This window comes from Mesorhizobium sp. P2_E6 (assembly GCF_056403835.1).
Window position 1 is genome coordinate 122,894 of record NZ_JBFUEQ010000010.1, and the last position, 24,009, is coordinate 146,902.

Below are 24,009 nucleotides of genomic sequence, written 5' to 3' on the forward strand. Positions count from 1 at the left end.
GACGGCGTGGCGCGCAGGATCACCGGTAGAAGCCACGGCGATCCGCGCACCGCTGACACGAGGGCCAAGGTCAAGGACGACTATCGGCCCTCGCGTGACGAAATCCTGCGCTACATCGCCGAAAATCCCGATCGCGCCGGCAAACGCGACATCGCCAAGGCGTTCGCGTTGCGCGGCGACGACCGCATCTGGCTGAAGGATATTTTGCGCGACCTGCAGGACGAAGGCGTCCTGACCAAGGAGCGCAAAAAACTCGCCCGCGTTGGCGCCCTGCCCCACGTCGCCGTGCTCGATATCTTTGGCCGTGACGGCGACGGCATTTTGCTGGCGCATCCAGCGGAAGCCGTCGGCACTGGTGAGCCACCCGTTGTCTCCATCCGGATCTCGCGCAGCGGCAACGGCCCGGCGCCCGGCATCGGCGACCGCGTGCTGGCCAAGACCTTTCCGACCAACGAAGCGACAGGCCCAGCCTATACCGGGCGGGTGATGAAGATCTTCGAGAAGCGCAGCGATGCGGTTCTCGGTGTCTTTCGCATCTTGCAGGACGGCACCTTCCGCATCGAGCCGGTCGAGCGGCGCCAGCCCGAACTGATCGTCGACAAGGAATTCCAGAACGGCGCCAGGAACGGCGACCTCGTCGAGGTCGAGCCGGCGCGCGCCTCCCGCTATGGGCTGCCTAGAGCCAAGGTGCTCAACGTGCTGGGTTCGCTGACCAGCGAAAAGGCGGTCTCGATGATCGCCATCCACGCGCATGACATTCCGCATATTTTTCCTGCCGACGTCATCGCCGAGTCCGAAGCGGTCAAGCCCGCAACGATGGATCACCGCGAGGACTGGCGCGACCTGCCGCTGGTCACCATCGATCCGGCCGACGCCAAGGACCATGACGACGCCGTCTTCGCCACATCGGATCTCGACGAGAAGAACCCTGGCGGCGTGGTCGCCACAGTGGCGATCGCTGATGTCGCCGCCTACATCCGCTATGGCACGGCACTCGACCGCGAAGCGCTGAAACGCGGCAATTCGGTCTATTTCCCGGATCGCGTCGTGCCGATGCTGCCCGAGCGCATCTCCAACGATCTCTGCTCGCTGCGCGAAGGTCAGGACCGCCCAGCGCTGGCGGTGCGCATGGTTTTTTCGGCCGACGGCCGCAAGCTGAGGCACTCCTTCCATCGCGTGATGATGAAGTCGGCGGCAAAACTTGCCTACCAACAAGCCCAGGCGGCGATCGACGGCGTGCCGGACGACAAGACCGGTCCGATCCTCGACACCGTGCTGAAGCCGCTGTGGGACGCCTATGCGATCCTGAAGCGAGGCCGCGACGGCCGCCAGCCGCTCGAACTCGACTTGCCGGAGCGCAAGATCCTGCTCAAGCCGGATGGCACCGTCGATCGCGTCATCGTGCCGGAACGGCTTGATGCACACAAGCTGATCGAAGAATTCATGATCCAGGCCAATGTCGCCGCGGCAGAGACGCTGGAGGCGAAGAAGCAGGCGCTGGTCTACCGCGTCCATGACGCGCCTTCGCTGGCCAAGCAGGAATCGCTGCGCGAATTCCTGCAGACGCTTGGCCTGTCTCTGGCGCGCGGCGCGCAGATGCGGCCAAGCCAGTTCAACGGCATTCTGGAGGGCGTGCGCGGCGCCGACAATGAAGGCCTGGTCAACGAGGTGGTGCTGCGCTCGCAGAGCCAGGCCGAATATTCGCCCAAGAACATCGGCCATTTCGGCCTCAACCTCAGGCGCTACGCGCATTTCACCTCGCCGATCCGCCGCTACGCCGACCTCATCGTGCACCGCGGACTTATCGCCGCACTCGGCCTCGGTCCGGGCGGGCTGACGCAGGACGAGGAGGCACGGCTCGAAGACATTGGCGTGCTGATCTCAGCCACGGAACGGCGCGCAATGGCGGCTGAGCGCGACACAGTCGACCGGCTGATCGCCGCCTATCTCGCCGAGCGAATCGACGACCGGTTCGACGCCCGCATCTCCGGCGTCACCAAATCGGGACTATTTGTCCAATTGCCGCAGTATGGCGCAGATGGTTTCATCCCGGTGTCAACTTTGAATGGCGATTACTATATATACGACGAAGCCGCCCGCTCCCTGTTCGGAGAACGTTCGGGCAAAGGCTACCAACTCGCGGATCGCGTTGAGGTCCGGCTCGTCGAGGTGGCACCAATGGCCGGCGCGATGCGCTTCGAGATGTTGACCGACCCGAAGCCTTTGCCAGGTTCCAAGCGGTCGTTTCACAAGGCCAAGGGCCGCGCCCGCGCGTCGCAATCGCGACCGGGTTCGCGCGGCAGGAGAAGATGATGGCAACAGCCATGGAAGACCAGGTTTTCGGCGGCGAACATCACTCGGGTCGGGCCGCCCGCCCGCTGTGGACGGCGATGAAACGCGGCATGCTCGGCCGCTGCCCGCATTGCGGCGAAGGCAAGTTGTTTCGCGCCTTCACCAAGACCGTCGATAAATGCAGCGTCTGCGGCGAGGAATTGTACCACCACCGCGCCGACGACCTTCCAGCCTATCTCGTCATCGTCATCGTCGGCCACATCGTGCTTGGCGCCTTCATGGCTGTCGAGGCGACATCGACACTGTCCACCTGGCAACACATCGCCATCTGGGTACCGCTGACCATCATTCTGGCGGTGGGGCTGCTACAGCCGGTCAAGGGTGCCGTCATCGGACTGCAATGGGCCTTCTATATGCACGGATTCGGCGGCGAGCATGACGGGATCGACCCCCATCCCGGGGTCTAGGTCAAAGTTGGCTGCGCTCGCTGGTGCAACACACCGACCGTGAAAGGCCACTTTCGCTTGCCAGAAGTTTCCGCTAGGTCCTGCGCATGGACGGTATGACCAAGGCGGAAGTCGACAGGATCGAGCGGAGCATGATCGCTCATAGCGACCAGCCAATTCGTCCGCGCGACGCGGCGACCCTGATCCTGCTCGACCGCGAGGGCGACGAGGTGCTGGTCCTGATGGGCCGTCGTCATGCCGGCCACGCCTTCATGCCAGGCAAGTTCGTGTTTCCCGGCGGCCGCACCGATCCGGCCGACAGCCGCATCGCGGTCGCCGCTGTATTGCATCCGGAGCAGGAGGCAAAGTTGCTCGCCGGGCCGGGCCGCACAAGTGCTGCGCGGGCCCGCGCCATTGCCTTGTCGGCGATTCGCGAGACCTATGAGGAAGCCGGGCTGCTGATTGGCCGCAAAGGTGCTTTCATCACCGCCAGACCCGATTGGCAGGGCTTTGCCGAACACGGCGTGCAACCCTCTCTCGACATGCTGCGCTTCGTCGCGCGCGCCATCACGCCACCCAACCGGGTGCGCCGCTTCGACACACGTTTCTTCAGCGCCTGGCGCGATGACGTCGCCGTCGAACTGCCGGGTGGCGGCCCGACCAATGAACTCGAAGAACTGGTCTGGCTGCCGCTGGCCAAGGCCAGGGAAGCCGACATACCCGACATCACCCGAACGATCCTGGACGAGCTCGAAAAGCGCCTCGCCCATGATCCGCAGTTGCGTCCGGGCGGTCCTGTGCCCTTCTACCGGCTAGTCCGCAACCGCTTCACCCGCGAAATTCTGTAGAACATCGAGTATTCAGACATCCCATGACGGTCGATACCCAACCACAGGGCGACGAACGCGTACACTGGCTGCCGATGGTGGCGGCGATCTCGTCGATCAGCGTCGTCGGCATCGCCATCGGCCTCGGTATGCCGCTGCTCAGCGTCATTCTCGAAACGCGCGGCCATTCGGCGTCGATGATCGGCCTCAACACGGCCGTCGCCGGCCTAGCCTCGATCGCCGGTGCCCCGCTGGCGACGCCACTCGCCATGCGCTTCGGCGTGGCCTGGACGATGATTGCCATGATTGCCACCGGCGCCCTGGCCTTCGTCGGCTTCCACTTCGCGCCGGATTTCTGGATGTGGTTTCCGCTTCGTATCGTGCTGCACATCGCGCTGACGGTGCTGTTCATCCTGTCCGAGTTCTGGATCAGCACCTCGGCGCCGCCGCATCGACGTGGCCTTGTGCTCGGCATCTACGCCACTGTCCTGTCGCTCGGCTTTGCTGCGGGACCGTGGCTGTTTGCCCATCTCGGCAGTTCGGGCTTCAGGCCATTCGGCGTCATCATCGCATTGGTGACGCTGGCCGCCATTCCGGTGCTGGCGGCGCGCAATGAGAGCCCGACCATCGCTTCTGATGGCGAAACCAGCAATTTCCTGCGCTACATCTGGCTGGTGCCGTCAGCAACCGCTGCCGTGCTGGTGTTCGGCGCCGTCGAAACCGGCGGCTTTGCGTTGTTCCCGGTCTATGGCAACCGCATCGGCTACTCCGAGGCCGACGCAGCCCTTCTCCTGACCATGATCGGCCTCGGCAATGTGCTGCTGCAGATCCCGATCGGCATGATCAGCGACCGCGTCAGCGACCGCCGCTATCTGCTGATTGCCTGCGCCACTGTCGGCCTTGCCGGCACGGTCTTCATGCCCTTCTTTGCGCAGAACTGGCACCTGATGGCGGCCCTTCTGTTCGTCTGGGGCGGCGTCGTTGCAGCCATGTACACAATCGGCCTTGCCCATCTCGGCTCGCAGCTCTCCGGCCACGAGCTGGCGTCGGCCAACGCCGCCTTCGTGCTCTGCTACGGCGTTGGCATGGTGCTCGGTCCGCAAGCGATCGGCATCGGCATGGATGCGTTCGGTCCATCCGGCTTCGGCTGGTCGCTCGGCCTGTTCTTCGCCGCCTACATCGGCCTGGTCAGCGTCAGGCTGGTCCGCAAGATCCTGCTGTAGCGCCACGCTGCTTCCGGCCTGCATTTCACGCGGCGACACGACAGGCTGCTGACAGAACCGTGTCAGCAGCCTCCGGTTATAAGGCTCCCTCAAAATATCTGAAGTTGAGGATCCTCCCATGATCGACAGCGGCTTTGAAACCACTTCGTTGCGAATGACACTGCTCCTGCTGGTGACCTTTCAGGCGCCGGCCGCCGATGTCGACCGCATCATGGATGCGGTGGTGGCGATAGCGCCGCTGGCGATGGGCAAATATGACCGCAACGCCTACCAGTCGGCACATGGCATCGAACGCTACAGGCCGCTCGACGGGGCGGCCGCCGGCGCCGAGACCGAGTTGCGGCGTCGCCCCGGCACAGTCGAGGTTTCGTTCGAACTGCCCGACGACCAGGTGCTGGCCGCGCGCGTCGTCGAGGCGATTTTCCAGGCGCACTCCTACCAGGAGCCGGTGATCCGCATCCAGCCGATCCTGGCCAGCCGCTCCAAGGGGCTGGACGACCGCGCCAATCCGAATCGCTGGTGGAACACCACCGGAGACTGGAAGAAGGTTGGGGCGCCCGCGAGAGAAAGCGCATGATTTGAGGCTACTGGCCTGCTCCGGCGGGTGGTACAAGCTTCGCCGGGCTTGACTTTCCAGGCACGTTCTTTATGTGTCGCGCCAAGTTTCCCGCGTCCGGGTGTTTCCCCGTGCTCCAGCGGCCAAAACCCCACGAACATAACGGACTGAAATCATGGCCAAAGCCGCAAACATCAAGATCAAGCTTCTGTCGACCGCCGACACCGGTTTCTTCTACGTGACCAGCAAGAACAGCCGCACCAAGACCGACAAGCTGTCGTTCCGCAAGTACGACCCGGTCGCCAAGAAGCACGTCGAGTTCAAGGAAACCAAGATCAAGTAATCTGGTTTCTCCAAAAATGCCGAAACGCCGCCCAATGGGCGGCGTTTTCGTTTGCAGGACCATCGGACGGCAGTCCATTGCGGCGTTACGCTCTTCCCGGAATTTCTGCAGAGTTGCCGTGATGGTGCGGCCGCCTGGATCGCCATTTCACCGGGCAGGCCGGCGTGGCTGGAATTTTGCCAGCCACCGGCGGACGCGGAAAATACTGCGTGGTGACCTGAACCGCCTCGGCTGTCGCCTCATCGAACAGCAGCTCGATCAGTTTCAAGGCCTCGTCGAGGCCTGATGAAATGCCTCCACCGGTCAGTCGGTTGCCGGATCTGACGAAGCGGGCATGCGTCGTATCGACCTCGATCTTGGGGAAACTCTGCAGGCATTTGACGAACGCCCAATGGGTCGTGGCTTTGTGACCCTCGAGCAGCCCGGCGCGTGCGAGCAACAGCGCCCCCTCGCATACGGAGCAAACCCAGAGCGCATCCGCCGCTACCTGTCGGAGGTAGGCGAGAAAAGGCGAATTGGCATTCGACATGATTGCGCTCAACGCTTCCGGCGCACCGCCCGGGACCCAGAGGACATCGAGCGTTGGCGTTTCGGCAAAGCTGGCATGGGCTTCGAAACGCAACCCGTTCACGGTCGTGACCGGGCCACCATCGGCGGAGAGGATCTGGCAATCGAGCCCCTTCGCCGGGTCGACCCATTTGAACATCTCGTAAGGCCCGGTCACGTCGAGCAAGTCCACGCCGTCATAGACCGGAATTCCGAGTTTCATGGCCTCCCCCTCTTCCTGCTTCCGCAAATCACTATGCAGCAGCAGGCCCCGGTTTAGCCAACGCGATCGCCGCTTTTCGGATCGAACAGATGCAGCGACGCCGGGTCGGCCGACAGCCGTACCACGTCGCCGGGCTTCACGCCGGCGCGGCCCATGGCGAAGACACAAAGCTGCTGGCCAGCCAGCTTGACGTAGAACTGCGTCGAAAGCCCGAGCGGCTCCACCACCCCCACCTCGCCCTGCAATTCGCCGTCATCGGCCAGCCTGATGTGCTCGGGCCGCAGACCGACGGTGATTACGTCACCGTCCTTCAGCGGCAGGCCATCCGGCAGGCGCAACGCCTGGCCATCGGCCAGCACGGCCTCCGAGGTACCGCCCTTGCGAACGGTCGCAGGCAGGAAATTCATACCAGGTGAGCCGATGAAGCCGGCGACGAACATGTTGGCCGGCCGGTCATAGAGATCCAGCGGCGCGCCGACTTGCTGGATCAGCCCGTCATGCATGACGACGATCCTGTCGGCCATGGTCATGGCCTCGATCTGGTCGTGGGTGACGTAGACCGAAGTGGTCTTCAACTGCTGGTGCAGCGCCTTGATCTCGGCACGCATATGGACGCGCAGCTTGGCGTCGAGGTTCGACAGCGGCTCATCGAACAGAAACACCTTGGGATCGCGCACGATGGCGCGGCCCATGGCGACGCGCTGGCGCTGGCCGCCGGACAACTGCCGCGGCAGGCGCTGCAGGAAAGTGTCGAGCCCGAGCCGCTTGGCCGCACCGTCCACCCGCGCGTCGATCGCCGGCTTCTCGGCCTTGCGCAGCATCAGGCTGAAACCCATGTTCTTCGATACATCCATATGCGGGTAGAGCGCGTAGGACTGGAACACCATGGCGATGTCGCGGTCCTTCGGTGCGACGTCGTTGACCAGCCGCTCGCCGATGCGGATCTCGCCGCCGGAAGCCTCCTCCAACCCGGCGATCATGCGCAAAAGCGTGGACTTGCCACAGCCTGACGGACCGACCAGGACGACGAACTCGCCATCGGCGATTTCAAGGTCGACCGCGTGCAGGACACGGACAGTGCCATAATCCTTGCGGACCTTATCGAGCGTAACAGAGGCCATCGATCTATCCTTTGACGGCGCCGGCGGTCAGGCCGGTGACGAGATAGCGTTGCAGGAAAGCGAAGAAGATGCAGACCGGGATCAGCGCCAGGATCGACGCCGCCATCATCTGTCCCCAGTCGACGGCAAATTTGCCGATGAAGGTGAGCAGGCCGACCGCGAAGGTCTTCTGGTCGTCGCTGGAAATCAGCATCAGCGCGAACAGAAGCTCGCTCCAGGCCGCGGTGAAGACGAAGCCGAGCGTCGCGCCCATGCCCGGCAGCGTCAGCGGCACGATCACCTTGCGCATTGCCTGCGCGCGCGTGCAACCGTCGATCATCGCCGCTTCTTCCAGGTCCTTCGGGATGCCGTCGAAGAAGGATTGCATCAGAAAGGTGGCAAAGGCGGTGTTGAAGGCGGTGTAGATGATGATCAGCCCGGTCAGGCTGTTGATCAGGCCGATCTGCCCCATGACGCGGTAGATCGGCGGAATAACCATCACCAGCGGAAACGTCTGGGTCAACAAGAGCATCAGCGCCAGTGCTGCCTTGCCGCGAAACGTGAAGCGCGACATGGCGTAGCCGGCGAGCGTGGCGACGACCGTCACCAGTGCCGCCGTCGACACCGAGACGATGACGCTGTTGAGGAAATAGCGCGGGAAATCGGTGGCCTCGAGCACGGTGACGAAGTTCTGCAACGTCATCTGCGAGGGCCAGAAGGTGATGCCTTCGGAATAGAGAAGCCGCTCCGGCGTGACCGAGATCTTCAGCGTCCAGTAGATCGGGAACAGCGCAAAGATCACGTAAGCCGCGACGGCGGCGTAGAGGCCGATGCCGCCGAAGAAGCGCTGCGAGGCTGAGCGTCCTGCGATCATCAGACGTGCCGCACCAGGGAGCGGCGGATGCCTATCAGTGCGATCGCATAGGCAATGAGCAGGACGAGCAGCAGCACGGCCACCGCCGAGGCATAGCCCTTGTCCAGCGACTTGAAGGCGCTGACATAGATGTAGACCGGCACCGTGTTGGTCGAGCCTGCCGGTCCGCCCTCGGTCATGACGAAGATGAGGTCGGCGAAGGTGGCGATCCAGATGGTGCGCAGCATCACCGTGATGGCAATGGTCGGCGCCAGGAACGGCAGCGTCACTTTGGTGAAGCGCTGCCAGGGCGAAGCGCCGTCGATCGCCGCCGCCTCATGCAATTCCGATGGAATGGATTTCAGCGCCGCCAGCAGCGTGATGGCGAAGAATGGAATGCCGAACCAGATATTGGCGACGATCGGCCCCCACATGGCGGTCGAGGGATCGGACAGAACATTGGTCGGTTCGGCCTTCAGCCCCAATGCATACAGCCAGTGCGGCAATGGGCCGATGATCGGATTGAACAGCCAGGCCCAGGTCAGGCCTGACAGGAAGGACGGCACCGCCCAGGGCAGGAACACCAGGGCCTGCACCACCTTGCGGCCCGGGAATGGCTTGTCGAGCAGCAGCGCCAGGCCGAGACCGAGGAAGAACTGGAAGAACAGGCTGGCGACGGTCCACCACAGCGTGTTGACCAGCGCCTGCCCGAGCACCGCGTCCGACAGCATTGCCCGATACTGTGCGAGCCCGACATATTCCGACTTGAAAGCCGAGAATTTGCGGAAGGAGTAGCTGATGCCGATGACCAGCGGCACCAGAAGCACCACGACCAGAAGGATGATCGCCGGGCTGAGATAGAGCCAGGGCTCGATGGCGGCGTGCGATCGCCACTTGCGACGCGGCTTGCCGGCGGATCGTATTTCGGACACGGCATAGGTCATTGGGGGCTCTACGGTGAAAGGTGGATGCCGGCGTCGGCGACAGCGTCCTTCTCCCCGTTTCACGGGGAGAAGATGCCGGCAGGCAGATGAGGGGCTGCGCAAACCTTCAAACGATGGCGCCGCCCCTAATCTGTCACTTCGTGACACCTTCTCCCCGTGAACGGGGAGAAGGGAACAAAACTACTTCTTGTTCTTCGCCAGCCAGTCCTGCTGTTCCTTGGTCAGGAAGGCAGCCCATTGGTCGGCGACGTCCTTGGCCGTCTTCTGGCCAAGCAGCACTTCCTGGAAATTCTTGATCGCCACCTGGTCGACGAAATTGCCAAGGTTCTCCAGATGCGTCGGCGGCGTCACCATTTCATACTTGGAGGTGTCGCTCAGCTCCGTGAACCAGCCCTTGAACTGCTCGGTCTTGAAATGGGGATCCTGGTCGGCACCATTGTGGATCGGGACGACGCCAACCTCCTTGGCCCATTCCAGATTGTCCTTGGGGGACAAAAGCGTTGCCATCAGCCTCCAGGCGTCGTCCTTGTGCTGCGAGTTGGCGAACATCGCCCAACCGGCATAGCCAAGCGTCGGATAAGACTTGCCGCTCGGCCCGACCGGCAATGGCGCCACAGCGAAGTCGTCGGCACTCATCTTGTCGGCGATGCCGAGCAGTGCGTCCGGATCCTGGTTGAGCATGGCGCAGGTACCGGAATAGAAGCCGGTGACCGTCTCGTTGAAGCCCCAGCTCACAGCATCCTTCGGCGCCAAGCCATTCTTGTACATGTCGGCCAGCATCTGCAGACCCTTGACCGAGCCTTCGTCGTTGATGGTCGAGGTGCCATCCTCGTTGAAATAGCCGCCCTTGCCGGCTGCGATATTCATGAACATGTGCATGCCGTTGAAGGCGCCCGGACCGCCGCGCAGGCAGTAGCCATATTTGCCCGGTATTGCCGAGATCTTCTTGGAGTCGGCGATGAAATCGTCGAGCGTCGCCGGCGGCCCGTCTAGGCCGGCTTCCTTGAACAGCTTCTTGTTCCAGAACAGCGCGTTCACGTAGTAGCCGTACGGGATCATGAACTGCGTGTTGTTGACGGTCGAGCCGAACTGCTTGGCGCGCTCGCCGAGCGTCTTGGCGTCGTCCCACTTGGCCATGTAGGGGCCGAGATCCTCGAGCTGGGCATTGTTGGCATAGAGGCCCATCCAGCGTTCCGGCATCTCGACCACATCGGGCGTATCGCCGGCCTGCACCATGGTCAGGAATTTTTCGAAGGCCTGGCCCCAGGGCAGCGAGATCAGCTCGACCTTGACGCCGGGATTGGCGGTTTCGAATTCGGCGATCTGTTTCTTCAGGAATTCGGTGCGCGGCGGGCTGGTGATGACTTCGACCATCTTAAGGGTCGAATCGGCCACAGCACTTCCGGCGGAAATCGCCAGCCCCGCAACGGTGGCAAGCATGACGGTCAGTTTTTTCATGTTCAAGACTCCCATTTTGAACCCGCTTGTTATTTTCTGGCTTTTTCGAAGGCCTGGGCGACGTCCGCCCACAGGTCTTCGACACTTTCCAATCCGACATTGAAGCGGATGGTTCGGGGGCTGACGCCGAAGCGCGCCATCGAATTTAGGCCCGGCGTCTGCTCGAGCGACGCCTTGGCAGGCACGACCAGGCTCTCATGCCCGCCCCAGCTGACGCCGAGGCGGAAATAGTTGAGCGCGTCGACGAAGACGGGGATGTCGATATCGTCCGTCACCTCGAAGGAGAACAGCCCGGCATAGCCGGCCAGCGTCGCCTTGCCGGGATGGTTCGAATAGGCAGGATGGTTGACGCGCTCAACATTGGCATGCGCCTTCAGCCGCTCGGCGAGGGTCAGGCCGCTTTTCATGTGGTGCGGCAGGCGCAGCGGCAGCGTGCGCAAGCCGCGCAGGAGCAGCCAGGCCTCGAACGGCGACAGCTTGCCGCCGAGATAGGAATAGGTCTGCTCGTTGATATGCTTGATATGGGCGGCAGATCCGGCCACGACGCCGGCCACGGTGTCGCTGTGGCCACCGAGATATTTCGAGGCCGAGTGCAGCACCAGGTCGACGCCGTGGGTGATCGGCTTCTGGAACACCGGCGTTGCCCAGGAATTGTCGATGCTGGTGATGATGCCCTGCTCCTTCGCCAACCGCGTCAGATGCGCGATGTCCTGGAGCTCGAACATCATCGAGGTCGGGCTTTCCAGGTAGAGCAGCTTGGCGCCGGGAAGTGCCGCCGCGACCGCGTCCGGGTCGGAGCCATCGACGTAATCGACTTTGATGTTGAGCCGGGGCAAGAGCCGCTCGAACAGCCGGTAGGCATCGCCGTAGCAATTGCGCACCGCCACGATGCGCTCGCCGGCACCGACGAAAGCAAGCACGGTGGCGCTAATCGCCGCCATGCCGCTGGAAAAGCCGCGCGCGGCCTCAGCGCCCTCGAGCGCCGCTACCCGCGCCTCGAACTCCATCACCGTCGGATTGTCGCCGCGCGAATAGATAGGCTGCTTTCGTTTGCCGGCGAAAGTGTCGGCCATCTCGGCATAGTTGGCAAAGGTGAACAGCGAGGTCTGGTAGATCGGCGGCACCACCGCGCCGCCCGGGAATGGCTCGTCATGCGCCAGCAGCGTTGCCGCCTCGGCGAGATAATCGTGGTCGAAACCGGATGGCTGCTCGTTCATGTCTGGCTCGAAAGTTTGAGTTTGGCCGCACCGCGCTTCAGATCGTCCTCGACGGTGGCGATCAGCTTGAGCGCCTCGGCGCGGGCGCCTTGCGGGTCACGCGCGGCGATGCATTCGTAGATGGTGCGGTGATAGGGAAAGCTGGCATGGCCGAAGTCGCGCACGCCGAGCGGATGCTCCCAAAAGCGATGGAACAACTCGTGCATGGCGGCGATGATCTGCTCGAACAGCGGATTGCCGGAGACCCGGTAGATCGCCTGGTGGAACTCCCAGTCCTCTTCCGACGACATGCCGTCGCGCGTGCGAAACGCCTGCTCCATGATGTCGAGCTTGCGCGCGATCTCGGCAATGTCGGTCTGGCTTGCACGCTCGGCACAGAGTGCGGCGGCCTCCGCTTCCAGCGCGCGGCGGATTTCCAGCGTCTGCATCAGGCTGGTGAAATCGTTTCCCCCCGCCAGCGTCAGCGGCATATGCAGCATGCCGGGTGAAACGGCCGCCTTGAGGTAGGTTCCGCTGCCCTGCCGGCGCTCGACCAGACCGAGCCCTTCCCAGCGCGTCAGCGCCTCACGCACCGTGTTGCGGCTGACCTTCAGCCGTTCGGCCAGAATACGCTCTGTCGGAAGTCGCTCGCCGGGCTGCAAGGCTTCGGCGCGAACAAACCCAACCAACGCCTTCAGCACGGCGTCATCGCGCGCCGTCGTCTGAATGGGTGGCAGGCTGTTCTGGTCCACGCTCTCTCCAAGTGGTCCAATGGTCCAACCAATTTCTGCATGGATAGAAGCTCCTGTCAATCGGTTGTCAGCAGTCCGCGCCGCCACAAGCGGCGACGCGATGCATTCAGGAGGTATTTCGGGAGGTGGCGCCTACTTTATTGTGGCTGGGGCGCCACGGCAGGCGGTCCGAACCAGGCGGTCAGCGCCTCGGCAAGCCCAAGACGGGTTCCGTCCCCTACCCAGGCCACATAGCCGTCAGGCCGGATCAACACCGCGGTCGGAGCGGCAACGGGACCAAGGACCGGAAGCTCCCACGGACCGGAATATGTGGCGTCGATCTGCTGGACCCGTTCCCCCCACGGTGTGATGTCGAAGCCGCCTGGCTGACCGAAGTTCAGCATGACCGGCCGGGCATCATGCAGCAGGGCAAAGACTCTCAGCGGGCCGTTGGCAGTGAGCAGGTCGAGGTCGGGCATCCGCCGGCCGAGCAGAGGATGCCCCTCGCCGAGATTGTAGTGAACGCCCAGACCGGACATCTCGCCGGCCATTCGTCTGCGCGGTTCGTCCATCCCGAACAGTTCGGCAACGATGTCGCCCATCGCCTTGCCGCGGTCGTCCATACGCCGAAGCGCAACCTGTGCCATCGTGTTCTGCAAGACACGGGCGGCGACCGGGTGGCGCTCAGCCTGGTAGGTATCGAGGAGGCTCTCAGGTGAGATCCGCTTGACCACCTGCGCCAGCTTCCAGCCGAGGTTGACCGCATCCTGTACGCCGATGTTGAGACCCTGCCCGCCCATCGGGGGATGGATGTGCGCGGCATCGCCCGCCAGCAGGACGCGTCTGTCACGATAGGTCGCGGCTTGCCGCGTCATGTCGGTAAATCGTGAGAGCCAAGTCGGACTGTGGACTCCATAGTCGGTCCCATAGATGGCAACCAGCGCCTCGCTGAGATCGCGAAGCGTGGGTTCTCCACCGGTCTCCAGTCGCGGTTCTGTCAGCACGACGCCGACTGTCCCACCCTCTCCGGTCTTGCCCAAAGCGTGGATACCGGAGTCCGTCCTCCGGAAGCCGAATGGCGGCTCCTCAGACATCTCGACCTCGGCGATCATCCAGCTCATCGTCGGATCCCATCCGGCGAATTCGATGCCGGCTGCTTTTCGGATGAGGCTTCGCCCTCCGTCACAGCCCACCAGATAATGTGTCTTCATACGTTGGCCATCGGCCAACTCGATGATGACCCGGCTGTCGTCTTGCGCCAACACCGCGACCTCCTGTCCGCGATAGATCGGCACTTTCAACTCGTCGACCCGACCGGCCAATATGCGTTCAATGTGGTTTTGACGCAGCCCGAGCAGGCAGTTGTGCCGCGTTGGAAAGTCGCTGATGTCCAGCCGGATCATGTGGAAGCCCACGACCTGAAAGCGTTGTCCTTGCGACAAAAACCGGTCGGCGATCCCACGCTGATCCAGAACTTCGATCGTGCGTGCATGCAGGCCGCCCGCACGCAAGCCAACAAGCTCCTGGTTGGGACGCCGTTCGACAATGGCAACGTCGACACCCGCCAGCGCGAGTTCAGCTGCCAGCAGCAACCCTGTCGGGCCACCTCCGGCAATCACCACCGCATGATCGGTCATTACAGCCATTATCGCACTCTCCGTTCCGTACCCTTGGGTTAGGCCGACGGTTTTACGGGAGGAGCCGGGTCTTGCCGCAAGCCCCTTGTGCGCCATATGTATGAACTGGAGAGGTAGCCCTCCCTCAGAGGCCAGCCACCAACAAAGCCTCTCGCGCAATGACAGGGCGCGCCATATGGCTATCGCCGCTGATCACAGGATCCGGATTTTTCACACGCAAAAAGCAGAGTCATCCGTGCCTTGGCACGGAGCTCCGATGTTCTGTTTGGAGAAGGGGGCCGGTCGGCGTTTGGCAGCGGTACGAGGAGGCCACTATGCGCCAGCGCCGGCCGGCCGACCCCACGGACCCAGGAGATGCGGCGGACCTGAGCATCATGGGGTATTTCTAGGGATCGAGCCGGCTGACTACCCTCGTGCCGGCTTCGTCTTGGCCTGCACACTTGCGCAAGAGTTTATGAAAATCAACCATTTCTTAACCAAGGCTCGCGAATCGCTTGGATTAAGGTAAACGGGTAACCCTATCGGCTTGACTGGAAAATCGGGCCTTTGCGGGTTACGCCGCCTTGGCGACGACGCGGTTGCGGCCGCCGCTCTTGGCTTCGTAGAGAGCGAGGTCGGCACGTTTCATCAGCGCCGCCACCGTGTCCACCCCCTTCAGCACCGACGACACGCCGACACTGACGGTGACTTCGGTCGTCTTGCCGTCCGGGCCGATGGCAAAAGGCGCCTGGGCAATTTCGGCGCGAATGCGTTCGGCCACCCTTTCGGCCACCGTGCCGTCAGTGTCCGGCATGACCACGACGAACTCCTCGCCACCAAAGCGGCAGGCAAGGTCGATGCCCCGGACATTCTTGCGCAGCCGTCGCGCGAATTCCCGCAACACATCGTCGCCGCCGTCATGGCCGTGCGCGTCGTTGATCGACTTGAAACGATCGAGGTCGGTGATCATCACCGACAGCGGCCGCCGCCGCGCCACGGCGCGATCGAACAGCGTCTGCAGATGGCTGTCGAGGTAGCGGCGGTTGTGCAGTCCGGTCAGCCCGTCGGTCACCGCCATTTCGATGGTTTGGGTGACGCTGGCGCGCAGCTGGTCGTTGTAGCGCTTGCGGCGCACCTGGGTGCGCAGCCGCGCTGTCAGTTCTTGCTGGTCGATCGGCCGTATCAGATAGTCGTTGATGCCGAGCTCCAGGCCACGAATGATGCGCTCGTCCTCGCCCGCCTCCGCCAGCAGGATGATCGGAACGAAACGGGTGCGGTCGAGCGAGCGCAACTGCGAACAGAGCCGGAGCGGATCGAAATCCGCAAAGGCCGTAGAGATCATCACGCATTCGTAGGGCGTCTCGGCGGCCTGGAAGAAGCCGGCATGCGGATCGCTGGTGACGTCGACGTCGGCACGGTCGCGCAGCATCTTCTGGATGCGCTCGACCGAGGATTTGCGCTCGTCGATCAAAAGCACTTTCGGCGTCGTGTCCTCGGAGGCGAAATTGCGGCTCAGCAATTCTTCGATACCAATGTTGCGCGTCGTCGAGGCGCGCAGCCGCAACTCGTCGGTCAGCGACTTCAGCCGGACCAGGCTCTTGACGCGCGTCATCAGTTGCAGGTCGTTGACCGGTTTGGTCAGGAAATCATCGGCGCCAGCTTCGAGCCCGCGCACGCGGTCGGAAACCTGGTCGAGCGCGGTGATCATCACCACCGGAATGTGCGACGTCGCCGGGTCGCTCTTCAGCCGTCGGCAGACTTCGAACCCGTCCATGTCGGGCATCATCACGTCGAGCAGCACGACATCGACCTTGCCATTCTCGCAGGTCTCGATGGCGTCCGGCCCGTTGGTGGCGGTCAACACCTCGAAATATTCGGCCAGCAGCCGGACCTCCAGCAGCCGCACATTGGCAGGGATGTCGTCGACGACGAGGATCCGTGCAGTCATGTCACAAGGCTCCGGCTTGGCTGGAAGGGCGCATCACGCATCGCCCAGATAGGATTTGATGGTTTCGATGAAACGCGGCACCGAGATCGGCTTGGAGATATAGGCTTCGCAGCCACCCTGGCGGATGCGTTCCTCGTCGCCTTTCATCGCGAAGGCGGTCACCGCGATGACCGGGATGACGTGCAACTCGTCATCCTCCTTCAGCCATTTGGTCACCTCCAGCCCCGACACTTCAGGCAACTGGATGTCCATCAGGATGAGATCCGGCCGGTGCTTGCGCGCCAGATCGAGCGCTTCCAGGCCGTTGCGGGTGCGCACGGTCTCGTAACCGCTTGCTTCGATGAGGTCCCGAAAGAGCTTCATATTGAGCTCATTGTCCTCGACGATCATGACCTTCTTCGGCATCGATATCCCGTCCCGGCCGTCCTTCCGCTCGAAGGCAGCCGTCATGCGTCCATCTGAAAGACGCACCAAACCCTGCGTCACTCTACGGCAATATCATTGACGAAACGGAAATCCGTGGCGCAAAAAGCTGTCTGGATTCCACCTCGGGCGCCGCTCTAATGGCTTGCCGCAAGCATCTCTTGCCATTACTGCGGGAGAGACTCATTCCACACACCGAAGGTAGTGATGGCAAACGCAGCGTCAATGCGCGAGGAAGCGGAATCGATTGCAGTGAAGGCTCTGGGCTTCGTCGCCTCCGATCCGGAGCTGTTGCCGCGCTTTCTGGCAATCACCGGCATCGAGGCGCATTCGATCCGCAAGGCTGCCGGCGAACCAGGATTCCTGGCTGGCGTCCTGCAGTTCATTCTCGCCCACGAACCGACGCTGATGCGGTTTGCCGAGGAAACCGGCACGCCGCCAGCAGCTGTCGGCAAGGCCTTGCGGGCGCTGCCGCTGGGCGACGACAACCATGAGCATTCCATATGAGCGATGATCCCGAGACAGCGCGCCAGATCGAGGAACTGGCGGCGGACAGCCGCCCGCTGCTGGTGCTCGATGTCGACGACGTGGTGCTCGAATTCATCCGCCCTTTCCCGCATTTCCTCAAGGCGCGTGGTTTCGGCCTGACGCTGGCCTCGTTCCGGCTGACCGGCAACATCGCCGAGACGGCGAGCGGCCGCCTGATCGAACAGCCCGAAGTCACAGCACTTCTGGGCGATTTCTTTGACGCCCAAGCCGACTGGCAGAGCATCGCCGACGGTGCCGCGGATGCCCTGACGGGATTGGCCGATCGCGCCGAGATCATTCTGCTGACGGCCATGCCGCACAAGCACCGTGCCGTGCGTCGCGCCCATCTCGATGCACTCGGGCTGAGCTACCCGCTCCTGACCACTGAAATGGCCAAGGGACCAGCAGTGGCCAGGCTTCGCGGTAACAGCGGCCGGCCAGTGGTTTTCGTCGACGATCAGCCGCACAATCTGGCGTCGGTGCGGGCCTCGGTCGCCGACGCCGGTCTGTTCCATCTGATGGTCGACAATTCGCTGCGCGCATTCCTGCCGCCGGTGCCGGACGACATCATCGTCGTCCAGGACTGGCACGAAGCCGCGCCGAAGATTGCGAACGCGCTGGGGCTCTAACGCAATTCCAGGAAAAAGTTTGAAACGGTTTTCCGCCCGGAATTGCGCCAAAACAGAGAGATAGAGGCCAGCCTCAGGGATTCAGCTTCGCTCCCGCCCCGCCGCTGTCGTCCCCACTGTCGTCGCCGCTGTCATCCACACTGTCGTCCACGGCCGGATCGGCGGGCTTGACCATGACGCCGTTGACCATGACTGAACCGTCGGCCTTGGCGTTGACGACCCATTCGATGCGTCCATCGGGCAGGGTCTTGCCAAAACCCTTCACCATGAGAGCGGCAGGTACGTACTGCGCCACCTCCGGCTCCGACTTTGCCGCCGTCTGCAGGCCCTCGACGAGCTTGTCGAAGCCGGTGACGTCGATCGTCACGCTTGCCTCCGGCTTCTCGTCGGGGAAGGTCATTTCACCTTCCAGGGCGATCTCCGTATCCTTGTTCTTCACGGTGCTGTGGCCGATCACGACCTTCGGCGTCTTGGCCATGAAGTCGGCTTTGATTTGGTCGCCGAAATCAGCCGACAGCGGCGGATTCTTATTGAGATCAAAGGCTTCGATCGTCTTCTTCGCCATACTGTCGAGATCGATATTGGCGCCGCCGAAGTTCAGGTCGACATCGGTGGGCAACAGCGCCACGCTCCAACTCGGCAGAAGCTGTTGCGGCACGGTCAGCCCCGACGCCTTGATGGCATAGCTGATCTTGCCGTTCTGGGCGACGCCGTCGGACGCGAACGCAGTGCTGAGTTGCGTCGCGCCGAAATTGCCGACCGGGCTTTCCACCGTGAAATCCCTGAAACCGTAGGTTCCCTCGACATGCTCCCAAACCGGCAAGGCGGCGAGCAGAAGCGATTTGAGTTGCGCCTGGTTTGCCTTCAGCGTCGTCTCGTCTTCATTGGCCACGGCAAACGCCAGGAGATCGAGCAGCGGCTTTGTCCGCACTCCCTTGCCGCTGGCCTCGACCGACAGCTCCGGCGATTTGACGTTGACGGGGAATTTCAGCCCGCTTTCAGGGTCGTCGAAATTGATCGTCTCGACGAAATCAGACACCTTTTGCGAGGTTGTGAAATCGACACCGCCGGTCGCGGACTTGGTCGTGGCGATCGTTGCTGTGCCGGCTCCGGTGCTTGCTTCCATATGCTGTTTGGCATCCTTCGATGCCATCGTCATGCCGGCCATCGAGCTGCTGCCGCTGGTGAAGGCCGCCAGATTGGGGTCGTAGACCCCGGAACCCTTGCCCTCCTTGATCGAAAACTGCGTGCTTTGCAGACCCTCGGGCCCGTTGAACTCGAAGGAGGCGCTCTGCGAAAAATCCATCGAGACATCCCAGGATCCGTCGCTGCGCGGCTTGACCATCAAGGCATAGGGCGCAACGTCGACTTTCAGCAGCTTTTGATCGGGCAGTGATCCGGCAAGCGCCTTGAAATCAAACAAGATCTTGTAGGCATCGCCTTCCAGCGACACCTTCAGAATGCCTTTGTCGAGCGCTTGTTTGCCGACATAGCGGGCCAGGTCTTCGGACAATTGCTTCGCACCCTGACTGTCGACGGTCTGGCCGAAAGCAGGCGCGCTCAACGCAAGAAGAAAAACGAATGGCAGGGCACGGTTCACGCGAATTCTCCGTTTGACCTAATAGTGCCCAAAAGCGCGCAGCGGTTTGGGACAACGACATGCATAAAACAAAAGCCCAAAGCGCGTCGACTGAATCCGTTTCCGTGCAACGCGTCTTGGAAAGACCGCCTCGTTCGTCTGGTATGAAATTACCGCCACAACCGCAAGGTGAGATACAACGCCGCCAAGGCGCAAAAGCTGATTATAGCACAAGCCGCATCAGCGGCCGGCCGGCCTTGCGCTCGACGAGCCGCTCGAAACCAGCCTTCTCGAACACCCGCGACGAGCCGACGAACAGGCCGATCGAACGCGAATCCCGGGACAGGTCTATCGGGCAGGCCTCGACCAGCCGGGCGCCGTTGCTGCGGGCGAAATCGATACCGCCTTCGACCAGGCGATGCGTGATGCCCCTGCCGCGCGCCTTGGTGCGGATGAAGAAGCACGAGATCGCCCATACGGCCGGATCCATGGCGTCGGCGGCATCGACTGGTGCCGACCCCCTGCCCTGATTGTTCCATTCGGGCACGTCGGCGCGTGGCCCGATCTGCATCCAGCCGACCGCCTTGCCGTCTTCGAACGCCAGCAGGCCAGGCGGCGGACCGGCTTCGATGCGCGCCTTGATGTGGTCCTTGTTGCGTTCGCGGCTGCTCTCGCGCCGCACCGCCGGCGCCAGCCGGAAATGCGTGCACCAGCAGCCATAACAGGCGCCCTGCTTGCCGAAGAGGTCCTCGAAATCCGCCCAGAGTTCGGGCACCAGCGGCGCTATGGTCGTGCTCATGCGTTCTCCCCAGGCCAGCCTTGTCGCAGACCTTGCACTGTCGTACCATTGCTTCTGTTCTCTTTATGTTCGCAGCGATGGCGGCCCCTGTCAACAATCCCGATCACGGTTTTTGCCGCGACTGCCTGACGTTTCAGCGCAGCCAGACGCGCCGCTGCGAGCGCTGCGGCAGCCCCCGGCTGGCGCGCCATCCGGAGCTTTACCGGCTGCATCTGGCCCATATCGATTGCGACGCCTTCTACGCGGCGATCGAAAAGCGCGACAATCCAGCACTCAAGGACAAGCCGCTGATCATCGGCGGCGGCAAGCGCGGCGTCGTCTCCACCGCCTGCTACATCGCCCGTATCCAGGGCGTGCGCTCGGCAATGCCGATGTTCAAGGCGCTCGAAGCCTGTCCCGAGGCGGTCGTCATCAGCCCCAACATGGAAAAATACGTGCGCGTCGGCCGCGAGGTGCGCGCCATGATGCAGGCGCTGACGCCGCTGGTCGAACCGCTCTCGATCGACGAGGCATTTCTCGACCTCGCCGGCACCGAACGGCTGCACGGCCTGCCGCCGGCTGTGGTGCTGGCGCGGTTTGCGCTTGCGGTCGAAAAGGAGATCGGCATCACCGTTTCAGCCGGCCTGTCCTACTGCAAGTTCCTCGCCAAGATAGCGTCCGATTTCCGCAAGCCGCGCGGCTTCTCGGTCATCGGCGAGGCCGAGGCGGTCGGCTTCCTGGCAGCCCAGCCGGTAACGATGATCTGGGGTGTCGGTAAGGCGTTCAACGCCACGCTGGAACGCGATGGCATCCGCACCATCGGCCAGCTGCAGCAGATGGATCGTGGCGACCTGATGCGCCGCTACGGCACGATGGGCGACCGGCTCTACCGGCTTTCGCGCGGCGAGGACGTCCGCCGCGTCGATCCCGACCAGGACGCCAAGAGCGTATCGGCCGAAACCACCTTCGACACCGACATCGCTTCGCTCGAAGAGCTTGTCGCGGTGCTGAGGGGGCTTTCGGAGAAGGTCTCGGCACGGCTGAAGAAATCCGGCATCGCCGGGCGCACCGTGGTGCTGAAGCTCAAGACCCAGGATTTCAAGCTGCGCACGCGCAACCGCCAGCTCGGCGATCCGACCCGGCTCGCCGATCGCATCTTTCAGACCGGGGTGGAACTTCTGCGCAAGGAAACCGACGGCACGAAATATCGGCTGCTCGGTATCGGCGTCAGCGACCTCTCGGACGACGACAAGGCCGACCCGCCCGACCTGGTAGACGTCCAATCGCGCAAACGCGCCTTGGCTGAAAGCGCGATCGATGCCCTGCGCGACAAGTTCGGCCGCAGGGCGGTGGAAACCGGCTATACGTTCGGCAAGGGCCGCGACGCCCACCCGCCCGAGCCGATCGAGGACTGACCCTGCTTGTTGGGTTTGTTGAGATTCACGTCAGGCCGAGCCGAGAATGTTGGCTTCCGAAAACCGGAGCGGTGCGTACTTAAAGCACCTGAGCGCCGCAAGCGCAGGAAATCACCGTTGGCAGGCCGGCCTCGCCTGAACATCGGCACGCTCGTCAGGTGCGCTGCAGATCGATCCTGCTCGTCACCACGCTCTTGCCGGTTTTCGGGTCGGTGTCGGTGACGGTCAGCCGCATGCCGTTCTCGCCTCGCTTCTCGACCTTCATCTGGGCCTTTCGATCACCGTTGACCGCCTTGGCCCAGCGGATGCCGAGATTGATCGCGTTGCCCGAGCGGCTGCCGTTGAGCTGTGCCGGCCCTGTGCGAGAGCCGACATAGGTGCCGCTGTACTTCGCACCGCTGGATGTCAGTTCCGCGCTGATGGCGCGCGTCACCATAACCAGCCCGCGGCAATTGCCGTCCAGCGACAGCGAGGTCGACGTGGCGTTGGACTTGAACGTGCAGGACACGTTCACCGTCGGTGCCTCGGTGGTGACCTTGACGATGCCCTTGCCGGCGAAATTGCCCTGGAACGACTGAAGAAATTTCCCTTCGTCGGCATGTGCCGCGCCAGACGCAGCCAACAGACAGCCAGCAAGCACGAATTGCGCGAATGATCTCATCGAGGCTCTCCCTATCGATTTCGAAAAGGCAGGACGGCTCGCAAGGCACGGCAATATGGATTCAACGCCCCTTGCCGTAACAGGTTCCGCCCGCAGGATGGCTGTTTTGGAATGTCCAGCCATTGCGACTGGCCCAGAAGAATGCAGCTTCTAGCGATTGCGGCAAAGGCCCCGGCCTGCGAGATAGCGGGCATGGTCCCTACCCCCTCCATCCCCAAGGCCGCATTCTGGATGGCGCTGTCGATCGCCTCGTTCCTGGCGATGTCGGTCGCCGGCCGCGCCACGACAGCCGAGCTCAACGTCTTCCAGGTGTTGGAACTGCGCTCGGTGATCGGCTTTTTCATCCTTCTGCCACTGGTGATGATGAGCGGCGGCTTTGCAGCCATGCGCACGCAGCGCCCCGTCGCCCATATCGCCCGCAACGTCATCCATTATACCGGCCAGGCGGCCTGGCTCTACGCGCTGACGCTGATCCCGCTGGCGGTGTTGATCTCGATCGAATTCACCACACCGATCTGGACGGCAATCCTAGCGGTGACTTTTCTTGGCGAAAGGCTCTCCCGGCCCAGGCTTGCAGCGATCGTGCTGGGGCTGATCGGCGTGGTGATCATCGTGCGCCCCGGCGTCGGCGCCGTCGATCCCGGTCATCTTGTCGTGCTCGGTGCCGCCGTCTGTTTCGGCATATCGCTGGTGCTGGTCAAGTCGCTGACGCGCACGGACAGCGTCGTGCGCATCATCTTCTGGATGCTGATCATTCAGTCGGCACTCGGCCTCGTGCCGGCGCTCTACGAGTGGCGCAACCCGCCGCTCGAGCTGTGGCCCTGGATCCTGCTGATCGCCTTCACCGGCATGTCGTCGCATTTCTGCATGGCCCGTGCGCTTGCCTATGCCGACGCCACCGTCATTTCGCCGATGGATTTCCTGCGCGTGCCGCTATCGGCGCTGATCGGCTGGCTGCTCTATCAGGAGCAGATCGACGCCTTCACCGCCGGTGGCGCACTGCTGATTCTGATGGGCAATCTGCTCAATCTGCAGCGAAAAGCGCCACAACCGGTGAAGATCGCCGCGTCCTAGACCCTGATCCAGTCCGGGGGAGATTGAGTCTACGAGAATTTCGTGCCCTGATCCGACGTTGCCGCCTTGTAGCTGGGGCGGCGGGATGAGACGCTCCTGGAAACAGAGAGCAAGCGTGAGATGGTGCAACGATGCCTCTTGTGATCGTCGCTGTTTTACTGATGTCGACGCTGGTAGCCACCGGCAAGGCGGAAGCCGAAGCGGGAACGCACCTTCTCGAGTCGGGTGGCCCTATGGCTTCCTCCTATGGCCCGACGATCGTGGCCGACTATTCCGCGTCCATGGCGCATTATCGAACAAGCCTGCGCGCGCATTCCGGGACCGGTGGCCTTGTCGGCGATTTCGTTTCCTCGCTGCGCATTCCCTGGACTTGGCGTTCCGACGACGGAAGCACGGTTCGGCGCCTGGGCAACAGCCTGTTCTTGCTCACCGAGGGCGATTGCCTGAGCCGAATGTGCCGCGAGATACCTTGCAAACAGACGGAGTGGCCCGTGTTCGACTGCCGCGATGGTCACAAGCGCAAGATGGCGGCGCCCGGCCTGACCGGCATCAGCTTCGGCGGCGTCAACTACAGCCAGATAGGTGGCCCGCAGTTCTGAGCGGATAGCATCCTTACTCCG

24 protein-coding genes are annotated in these 24,009 nt (G+C 62.8%); 11 read left to right on the top strand and 13 right to left on the bottom strand.

Annotated elements, in window-relative coordinates:
• The first annotated feature begins 6 nt into the window (after positions 1-6).
• The 6 genes from rnr to rpmG all read left to right on the top strand — a co-directional run bounded on the left by rnr (position 7) and on the right by rpmG (position 5,687).
• Positions 7-2,313 carry a ribonuclease R gene (gene rnr / locus AC1D08_RS24205; protein ID WP_457152719.1) on the top strand — a complete coding sequence of 769 codons (2,307 nt, stop codon included), beginning with the start codon at positions 7-9 and terminating at the stop codon, positions 2,311-2,313.
• Positions 2,313-2,759, top strand: a complete 447-nt coding sequence (locus AC1D08_RS24210) for a DUF983 domain-containing protein (protein ID WP_457152720.1) — start codon at positions 2,313-2,315, stop codon at positions 2,757-2,759. The genes rnr and AC1D08_RS24210 overlap by 1 nt, the downstream gene beginning before the upstream one ends.
• An 86-nt stretch (positions 2,760-2,845) precedes the next feature.
• Positions 2,846-3,586, top strand: coding sequence for an NUDIX hydrolase (locus AC1D08_RS24215; protein WP_457152721.1), 741 nt, complete (start codon positions 2,846-2,848; stop codon positions 3,584-3,586).
• Positions 3,587-3,609: 23 nt separating this feature from the next.
• Positions 3,610-4,788 (top strand): MFS transporter, encoded by a 1,179-nt coding sequence (locus AC1D08_RS24220; RefSeq protein WP_457152722.1) that lies wholly within the window; start codon positions 3,610-3,612, stop codon positions 4,786-4,788.
• Between the two features lie 118 nt (positions 4,789-4,906).
• A complete protein-coding gene (locus AC1D08_RS24225) occupies positions 4,907-5,365 on the top strand; it encodes a YqfO family protein (protein WP_457152723.1) in 459 nt (152 codons plus the stop codon).
• Positions 5,366-5,519: 154 nt separating this feature from the next.
• Positions 5,520-5,687 carry a 50S ribosomal protein L33 gene (gene rpmG, locus AC1D08_RS24230; RefSeq protein WP_006201775.1) on the top strand — a complete coding sequence of 56 codons (168 nt, stop codon included), beginning with the start codon at positions 5,520-5,522 and terminating at the stop codon, positions 5,685-5,687.
• 85 nt (positions 5,688-5,772) lie between these two features.
• Here rpmG and AC1D08_RS24235 read toward each other — a convergent pair whose 3' ends face one another.
• The 10 genes from AC1D08_RS24235 to AC1D08_RS24280 form a co-directional block, all read right to left on the bottom strand.
• On the bottom strand, positions 5,773-6,456 hold the full coding sequence (locus AC1D08_RS24235; protein WP_457155240.1) for a DJ-1/PfpI family protein: 684 nt from the start codon (positions 6,454-6,456) through the stop codon (positions 5,773-5,775).
• A gap of 53 nt (positions 6,457-6,509) precedes the next feature.
• On the bottom strand, positions 6,510-7,577 hold the full coding sequence (locus AC1D08_RS24240) for an ABC transporter ATP-binding protein (protein ID WP_477227340.1): 1,068 nt from the start codon (positions 7,575-7,577) through the stop codon (positions 6,510-6,512).
• A gap of 4 nt (positions 7,578-7,581) precedes the next feature.
• Positions 7,582-8,430: a carbohydrate ABC transporter permease gene (locus tag AC1D08_RS24245; protein WP_095085142.1), complete on the bottom strand. Its 849-nt coding sequence runs from the start codon at positions 8,428-8,430 to the stop codon at positions 7,582-7,584.
• Positions 8,430-9,353, bottom strand: a complete 924-nt coding sequence (locus AC1D08_RS24250) for a carbohydrate ABC transporter permease (protein ID WP_457155155.1) — start codon at positions 9,351-9,353, stop codon at positions 8,430-8,432. Before AC1D08_RS24250 ends, AC1D08_RS24245 begins: the two co-directional genes overlap by 1 nt.
• 180 nt (positions 9,354-9,533) lie before the next feature.
• The gene (locus tag AC1D08_RS24255) at positions 9,534-10,811 is read right to left on the bottom strand and encodes an ABC transporter substrate-binding protein (protein WP_477415864.1); all 1,278 of its coding nucleotides are present in this window, start codon (positions 10,809-10,811) and stop codon (positions 9,534-9,536) included.
• A 29-nt stretch (positions 10,812-10,840) separates the two neighbouring features.
• Positions 10,841-12,028: a PLP-dependent transferase gene (locus AC1D08_RS24260; protein ID WP_457153575.1), complete on the bottom strand. Its 1,188-nt coding sequence runs from the start codon at positions 12,026-12,028 to the stop codon at positions 10,841-10,843.
• The gene (locus AC1D08_RS24265) at positions 12,025-12,759 is read right to left on the bottom strand and encodes a FadR/GntR family transcriptional regulator (RefSeq protein ID WP_457153576.1); all 735 of its coding nucleotides are present in this window, start codon (positions 12,757-12,759) and stop codon (positions 12,025-12,027) included. The genes AC1D08_RS24260 and AC1D08_RS24265 overlap by 4 nt, the downstream gene beginning before the upstream one ends.
• Before the next feature lie 137 nt (positions 12,760-12,896).
• Positions 12,897-14,375, bottom strand: coding sequence for an FAD-dependent monooxygenase (locus AC1D08_RS24270; RefSeq protein WP_477424239.1), 1,479 nt, complete (start codon positions 14,373-14,375; stop codon positions 12,897-12,899).
• Positions 14,376-14,928: 553 nt separating this feature from the next.
• Complete coding sequence (locus tag AC1D08_RS24275; RefSeq protein WP_457153577.1) at positions 14,929-16,302, bottom strand: PleD family two-component system response regulator; 1,374 nt, start codon at positions 16,300-16,302, stop codon at positions 14,929-14,931.
• Between the two features lie 33 nt (positions 16,303-16,335).
• Positions 16,336-16,707 (bottom strand): response regulator, encoded by a 372-nt coding sequence (locus AC1D08_RS24280; protein ID WP_095088146.1) that lies wholly within the window; start codon positions 16,705-16,707, stop codon positions 16,336-16,338.
• A 225-nt stretch (positions 16,708-16,932) separates the two neighbouring features.
• On the opposite strand from AC1D08_RS24280, the gene AC1D08_RS24285 reads away from it, so the two are divergent.
• Both AC1D08_RS24285 and AC1D08_RS24290 read left to right on the top strand, forming a co-directional pair.
• Positions 16,933-17,232 carry a DUF3572 domain-containing protein gene (locus AC1D08_RS24285; RefSeq protein ID WP_095087927.1) on the top strand — a complete coding sequence of 100 codons (300 nt, stop codon included), beginning with the start codon at positions 16,933-16,935 and terminating at the stop codon, positions 17,230-17,232.
• A complete protein-coding gene (locus AC1D08_RS24290; RefSeq protein ID WP_457155002.1) occupies positions 17,229-17,882 on the top strand; it encodes a hypothetical protein in 654 nt (217 codons plus the stop codon). Before AC1D08_RS24285 ends, AC1D08_RS24290 begins: the two co-directional genes overlap by 4 nt.
• 73 nt (positions 17,883-17,955) lie before the next feature.
• On the opposite strand, the gene AC1D08_RS24295 is transcribed toward AC1D08_RS24290, so the two are convergent.
• A complete protein-coding gene (locus tag AC1D08_RS24295; protein ID WP_477424241.1) occupies positions 17,956-19,482 on the bottom strand; it encodes a hypothetical protein in 1,527 nt (508 codons plus the stop codon).
• A gap of 202 nt (positions 19,483-19,684) precedes the next feature.
• Positions 19,685-20,260 carry a GNAT family N-acetyltransferase gene (locus AC1D08_RS24300; RefSeq protein ID WP_095087921.1) on the bottom strand — a complete coding sequence of 192 codons (576 nt, stop codon included), beginning with the start codon at positions 20,258-20,260 and terminating at the stop codon, positions 19,685-19,687.
• 65 nt (positions 20,261-20,325) lie between these two features.
• Between AC1D08_RS24300 and AC1D08_RS24305 the strand changes: the two genes are divergently transcribed.
• The gene (locus AC1D08_RS24305) at positions 20,326-21,654 is read left to right on the top strand and encodes a DNA polymerase IV (protein WP_457153419.1); all 1,329 of its coding nucleotides are present in this window, start codon (positions 20,326-20,328) and stop codon (positions 21,652-21,654) included.
• Between the two features lie 154 nt (positions 21,655-21,808).
• Here the strand turns inward: AC1D08_RS24305 and AC1D08_RS24310 are convergent, their stop codons facing one another.
• Complete coding sequence (locus AC1D08_RS24310; protein WP_477424243.1) at positions 21,809-22,315, bottom strand: hypothetical protein; 507 nt, start codon at positions 22,313-22,315, stop codon at positions 21,809-21,811.
• 192 nt (positions 22,316-22,507) lie between these two features.
• Here AC1D08_RS24310 and AC1D08_RS24315 point away from each other — a divergent pair, with 192 nt between their 5' ends.
• Entirely contained in the window at positions 22,508-23,389 is an 882-nt protein-coding gene (locus AC1D08_RS24315; protein WP_095088135.1) for a DMT family transporter, read from the top strand.
• 140 nt (positions 23,390-23,529) lie between these two features.
• The gene (locus tag AC1D08_RS24320; RefSeq protein ID WP_457153417.1) at positions 23,530-23,988 is read left to right on the top strand and encodes a hypothetical protein; all 459 of its coding nucleotides are present in this window, start codon (positions 23,530-23,532) and stop codon (positions 23,986-23,988) included.
• The last annotated feature ends 21 nt before the right edge of the window (positions 23,989-24,009 follow it).

Excerpts from the sequence above, each read along its gene's own strand:
- AC1D08_RS24210 (WP_457152720.1), top strand. The coding sequence starts at position 2,313 with ATGGCAACAGCCATGGAAGACCAGGTTTTCGGCGGCGAACATCACTCG.
- AC1D08_RS24215 (WP_457152721.1), top strand. The coding sequence starts at position 2,846 with ATGGACGGTATGACCAAGGCGGAAGTCGACAGGATCGAGCGGAGCATG.
- AC1D08_RS24220 (WP_457152722.1), top strand. The coding sequence starts at position 3,610 with ATGACGGTCGATACCCAACCACAGGGCGACGAACGCGTACACTGGCTG.
- AC1D08_RS24225 (WP_457152723.1), top strand. The coding sequence starts at position 4,907 with ATGATCGACAGCGGCTTTGAAACCACTTCGTTGCGAATGACACTGCTC.
- rpmG (WP_006201775.1), top strand. The coding sequence starts at position 5,520 with ATGGCCAAAGCCGCAAACATCAAGATCAAGCTTCTGTCGACCGCCGAC.
- AC1D08_RS24235 (WP_457155240.1), bottom strand. The coding sequence starts at position 6,456 with ATGAAACTCGGAATTCCGGTCTATGACGGCGTGGACTTGCTCGACGTG.
- AC1D08_RS24240 (WP_477227340.1), bottom strand. The coding sequence starts at position 7,577 with ATGGCCTCTGTTACGCTCGATAAGGTCCGCAAGGATTATGGCACTGTC.
- AC1D08_RS24245 (WP_095085142.1), bottom strand. The coding sequence starts at position 8,430 with ATGATCGCAGGACGCTCAGCCTCGCAGCGCTTCTTCGGCGGCATCGGC.
- AC1D08_RS24250 (WP_457155155.1), bottom strand. The coding sequence starts at position 9,353 with ATGACCTATGCCGTGTCCGAAATACGATCCGCCGGCAAGCCGCGTCGC.
- AC1D08_RS24255 (WP_477415864.1), bottom strand. The coding sequence starts at position 10,811 with ATGAAAAAACTGACCGTCATGCTTGCCACCGTTGCGGGGCTGGCGATT.
- AC1D08_RS24260 (WP_457153575.1), bottom strand. The coding sequence starts at position 12,028 with ATGAACGAGCAGCCATCCGGTTTCGACCACGATTATCTCGCCGAGGCG.
- AC1D08_RS24270 (WP_477424239.1), bottom strand. The coding sequence starts at position 14,375 with ATGACCGATCATGCGGTGGTGATTGCCGGAGGTGGCCCGACAGGGTTG.
- AC1D08_RS24275 (WP_457153577.1), bottom strand. The coding sequence starts at position 16,302 with ATGACTGCACGGATCCTCGTCGTCGACGACATCCCTGCCAATGTGCGG.
- AC1D08_RS24280 (WP_095088146.1), bottom strand. The coding sequence starts at position 16,707 with ATGCCGAAGAAGGTCATGATCGTCGAGGACAATGAGCTCAATATGAAG.
- AC1D08_RS24285 (WP_095087927.1), top strand. The coding sequence starts at position 16,933 with ATGGCAAACGCAGCGTCAATGCGCGAGGAAGCGGAATCGATTGCAGTG.
- AC1D08_RS24290 (WP_457155002.1), top strand. The coding sequence starts at position 17,229 with ATGAGCGATGATCCCGAGACAGCGCGCCAGATCGAGGAACTGGCGGCG.
- AC1D08_RS24300 (WP_095087921.1), bottom strand. The coding sequence starts at position 20,260 with ATGAGCACGACCATAGCGCCGCTGGTGCCCGAACTCTGGGCGGATTTC.
- AC1D08_RS24305 (WP_457153419.1), top strand. The coding sequence starts at position 20,326 with ATGTTCGCAGCGATGGCGGCCCCTGTCAACAATCCCGATCACGGTTTT.
- AC1D08_RS24310 (WP_477424243.1), bottom strand. The coding sequence starts at position 22,315 with ATGAGATCATTCGCGCAATTCGTGCTTGCTGGCTGTCTGTTGGCTGCG.
- AC1D08_RS24315 (WP_095088135.1), top strand. The coding sequence starts at position 22,508 with ATGGTCCCTACCCCCTCCATCCCCAAGGCCGCATTCTGGATGGCGCTG.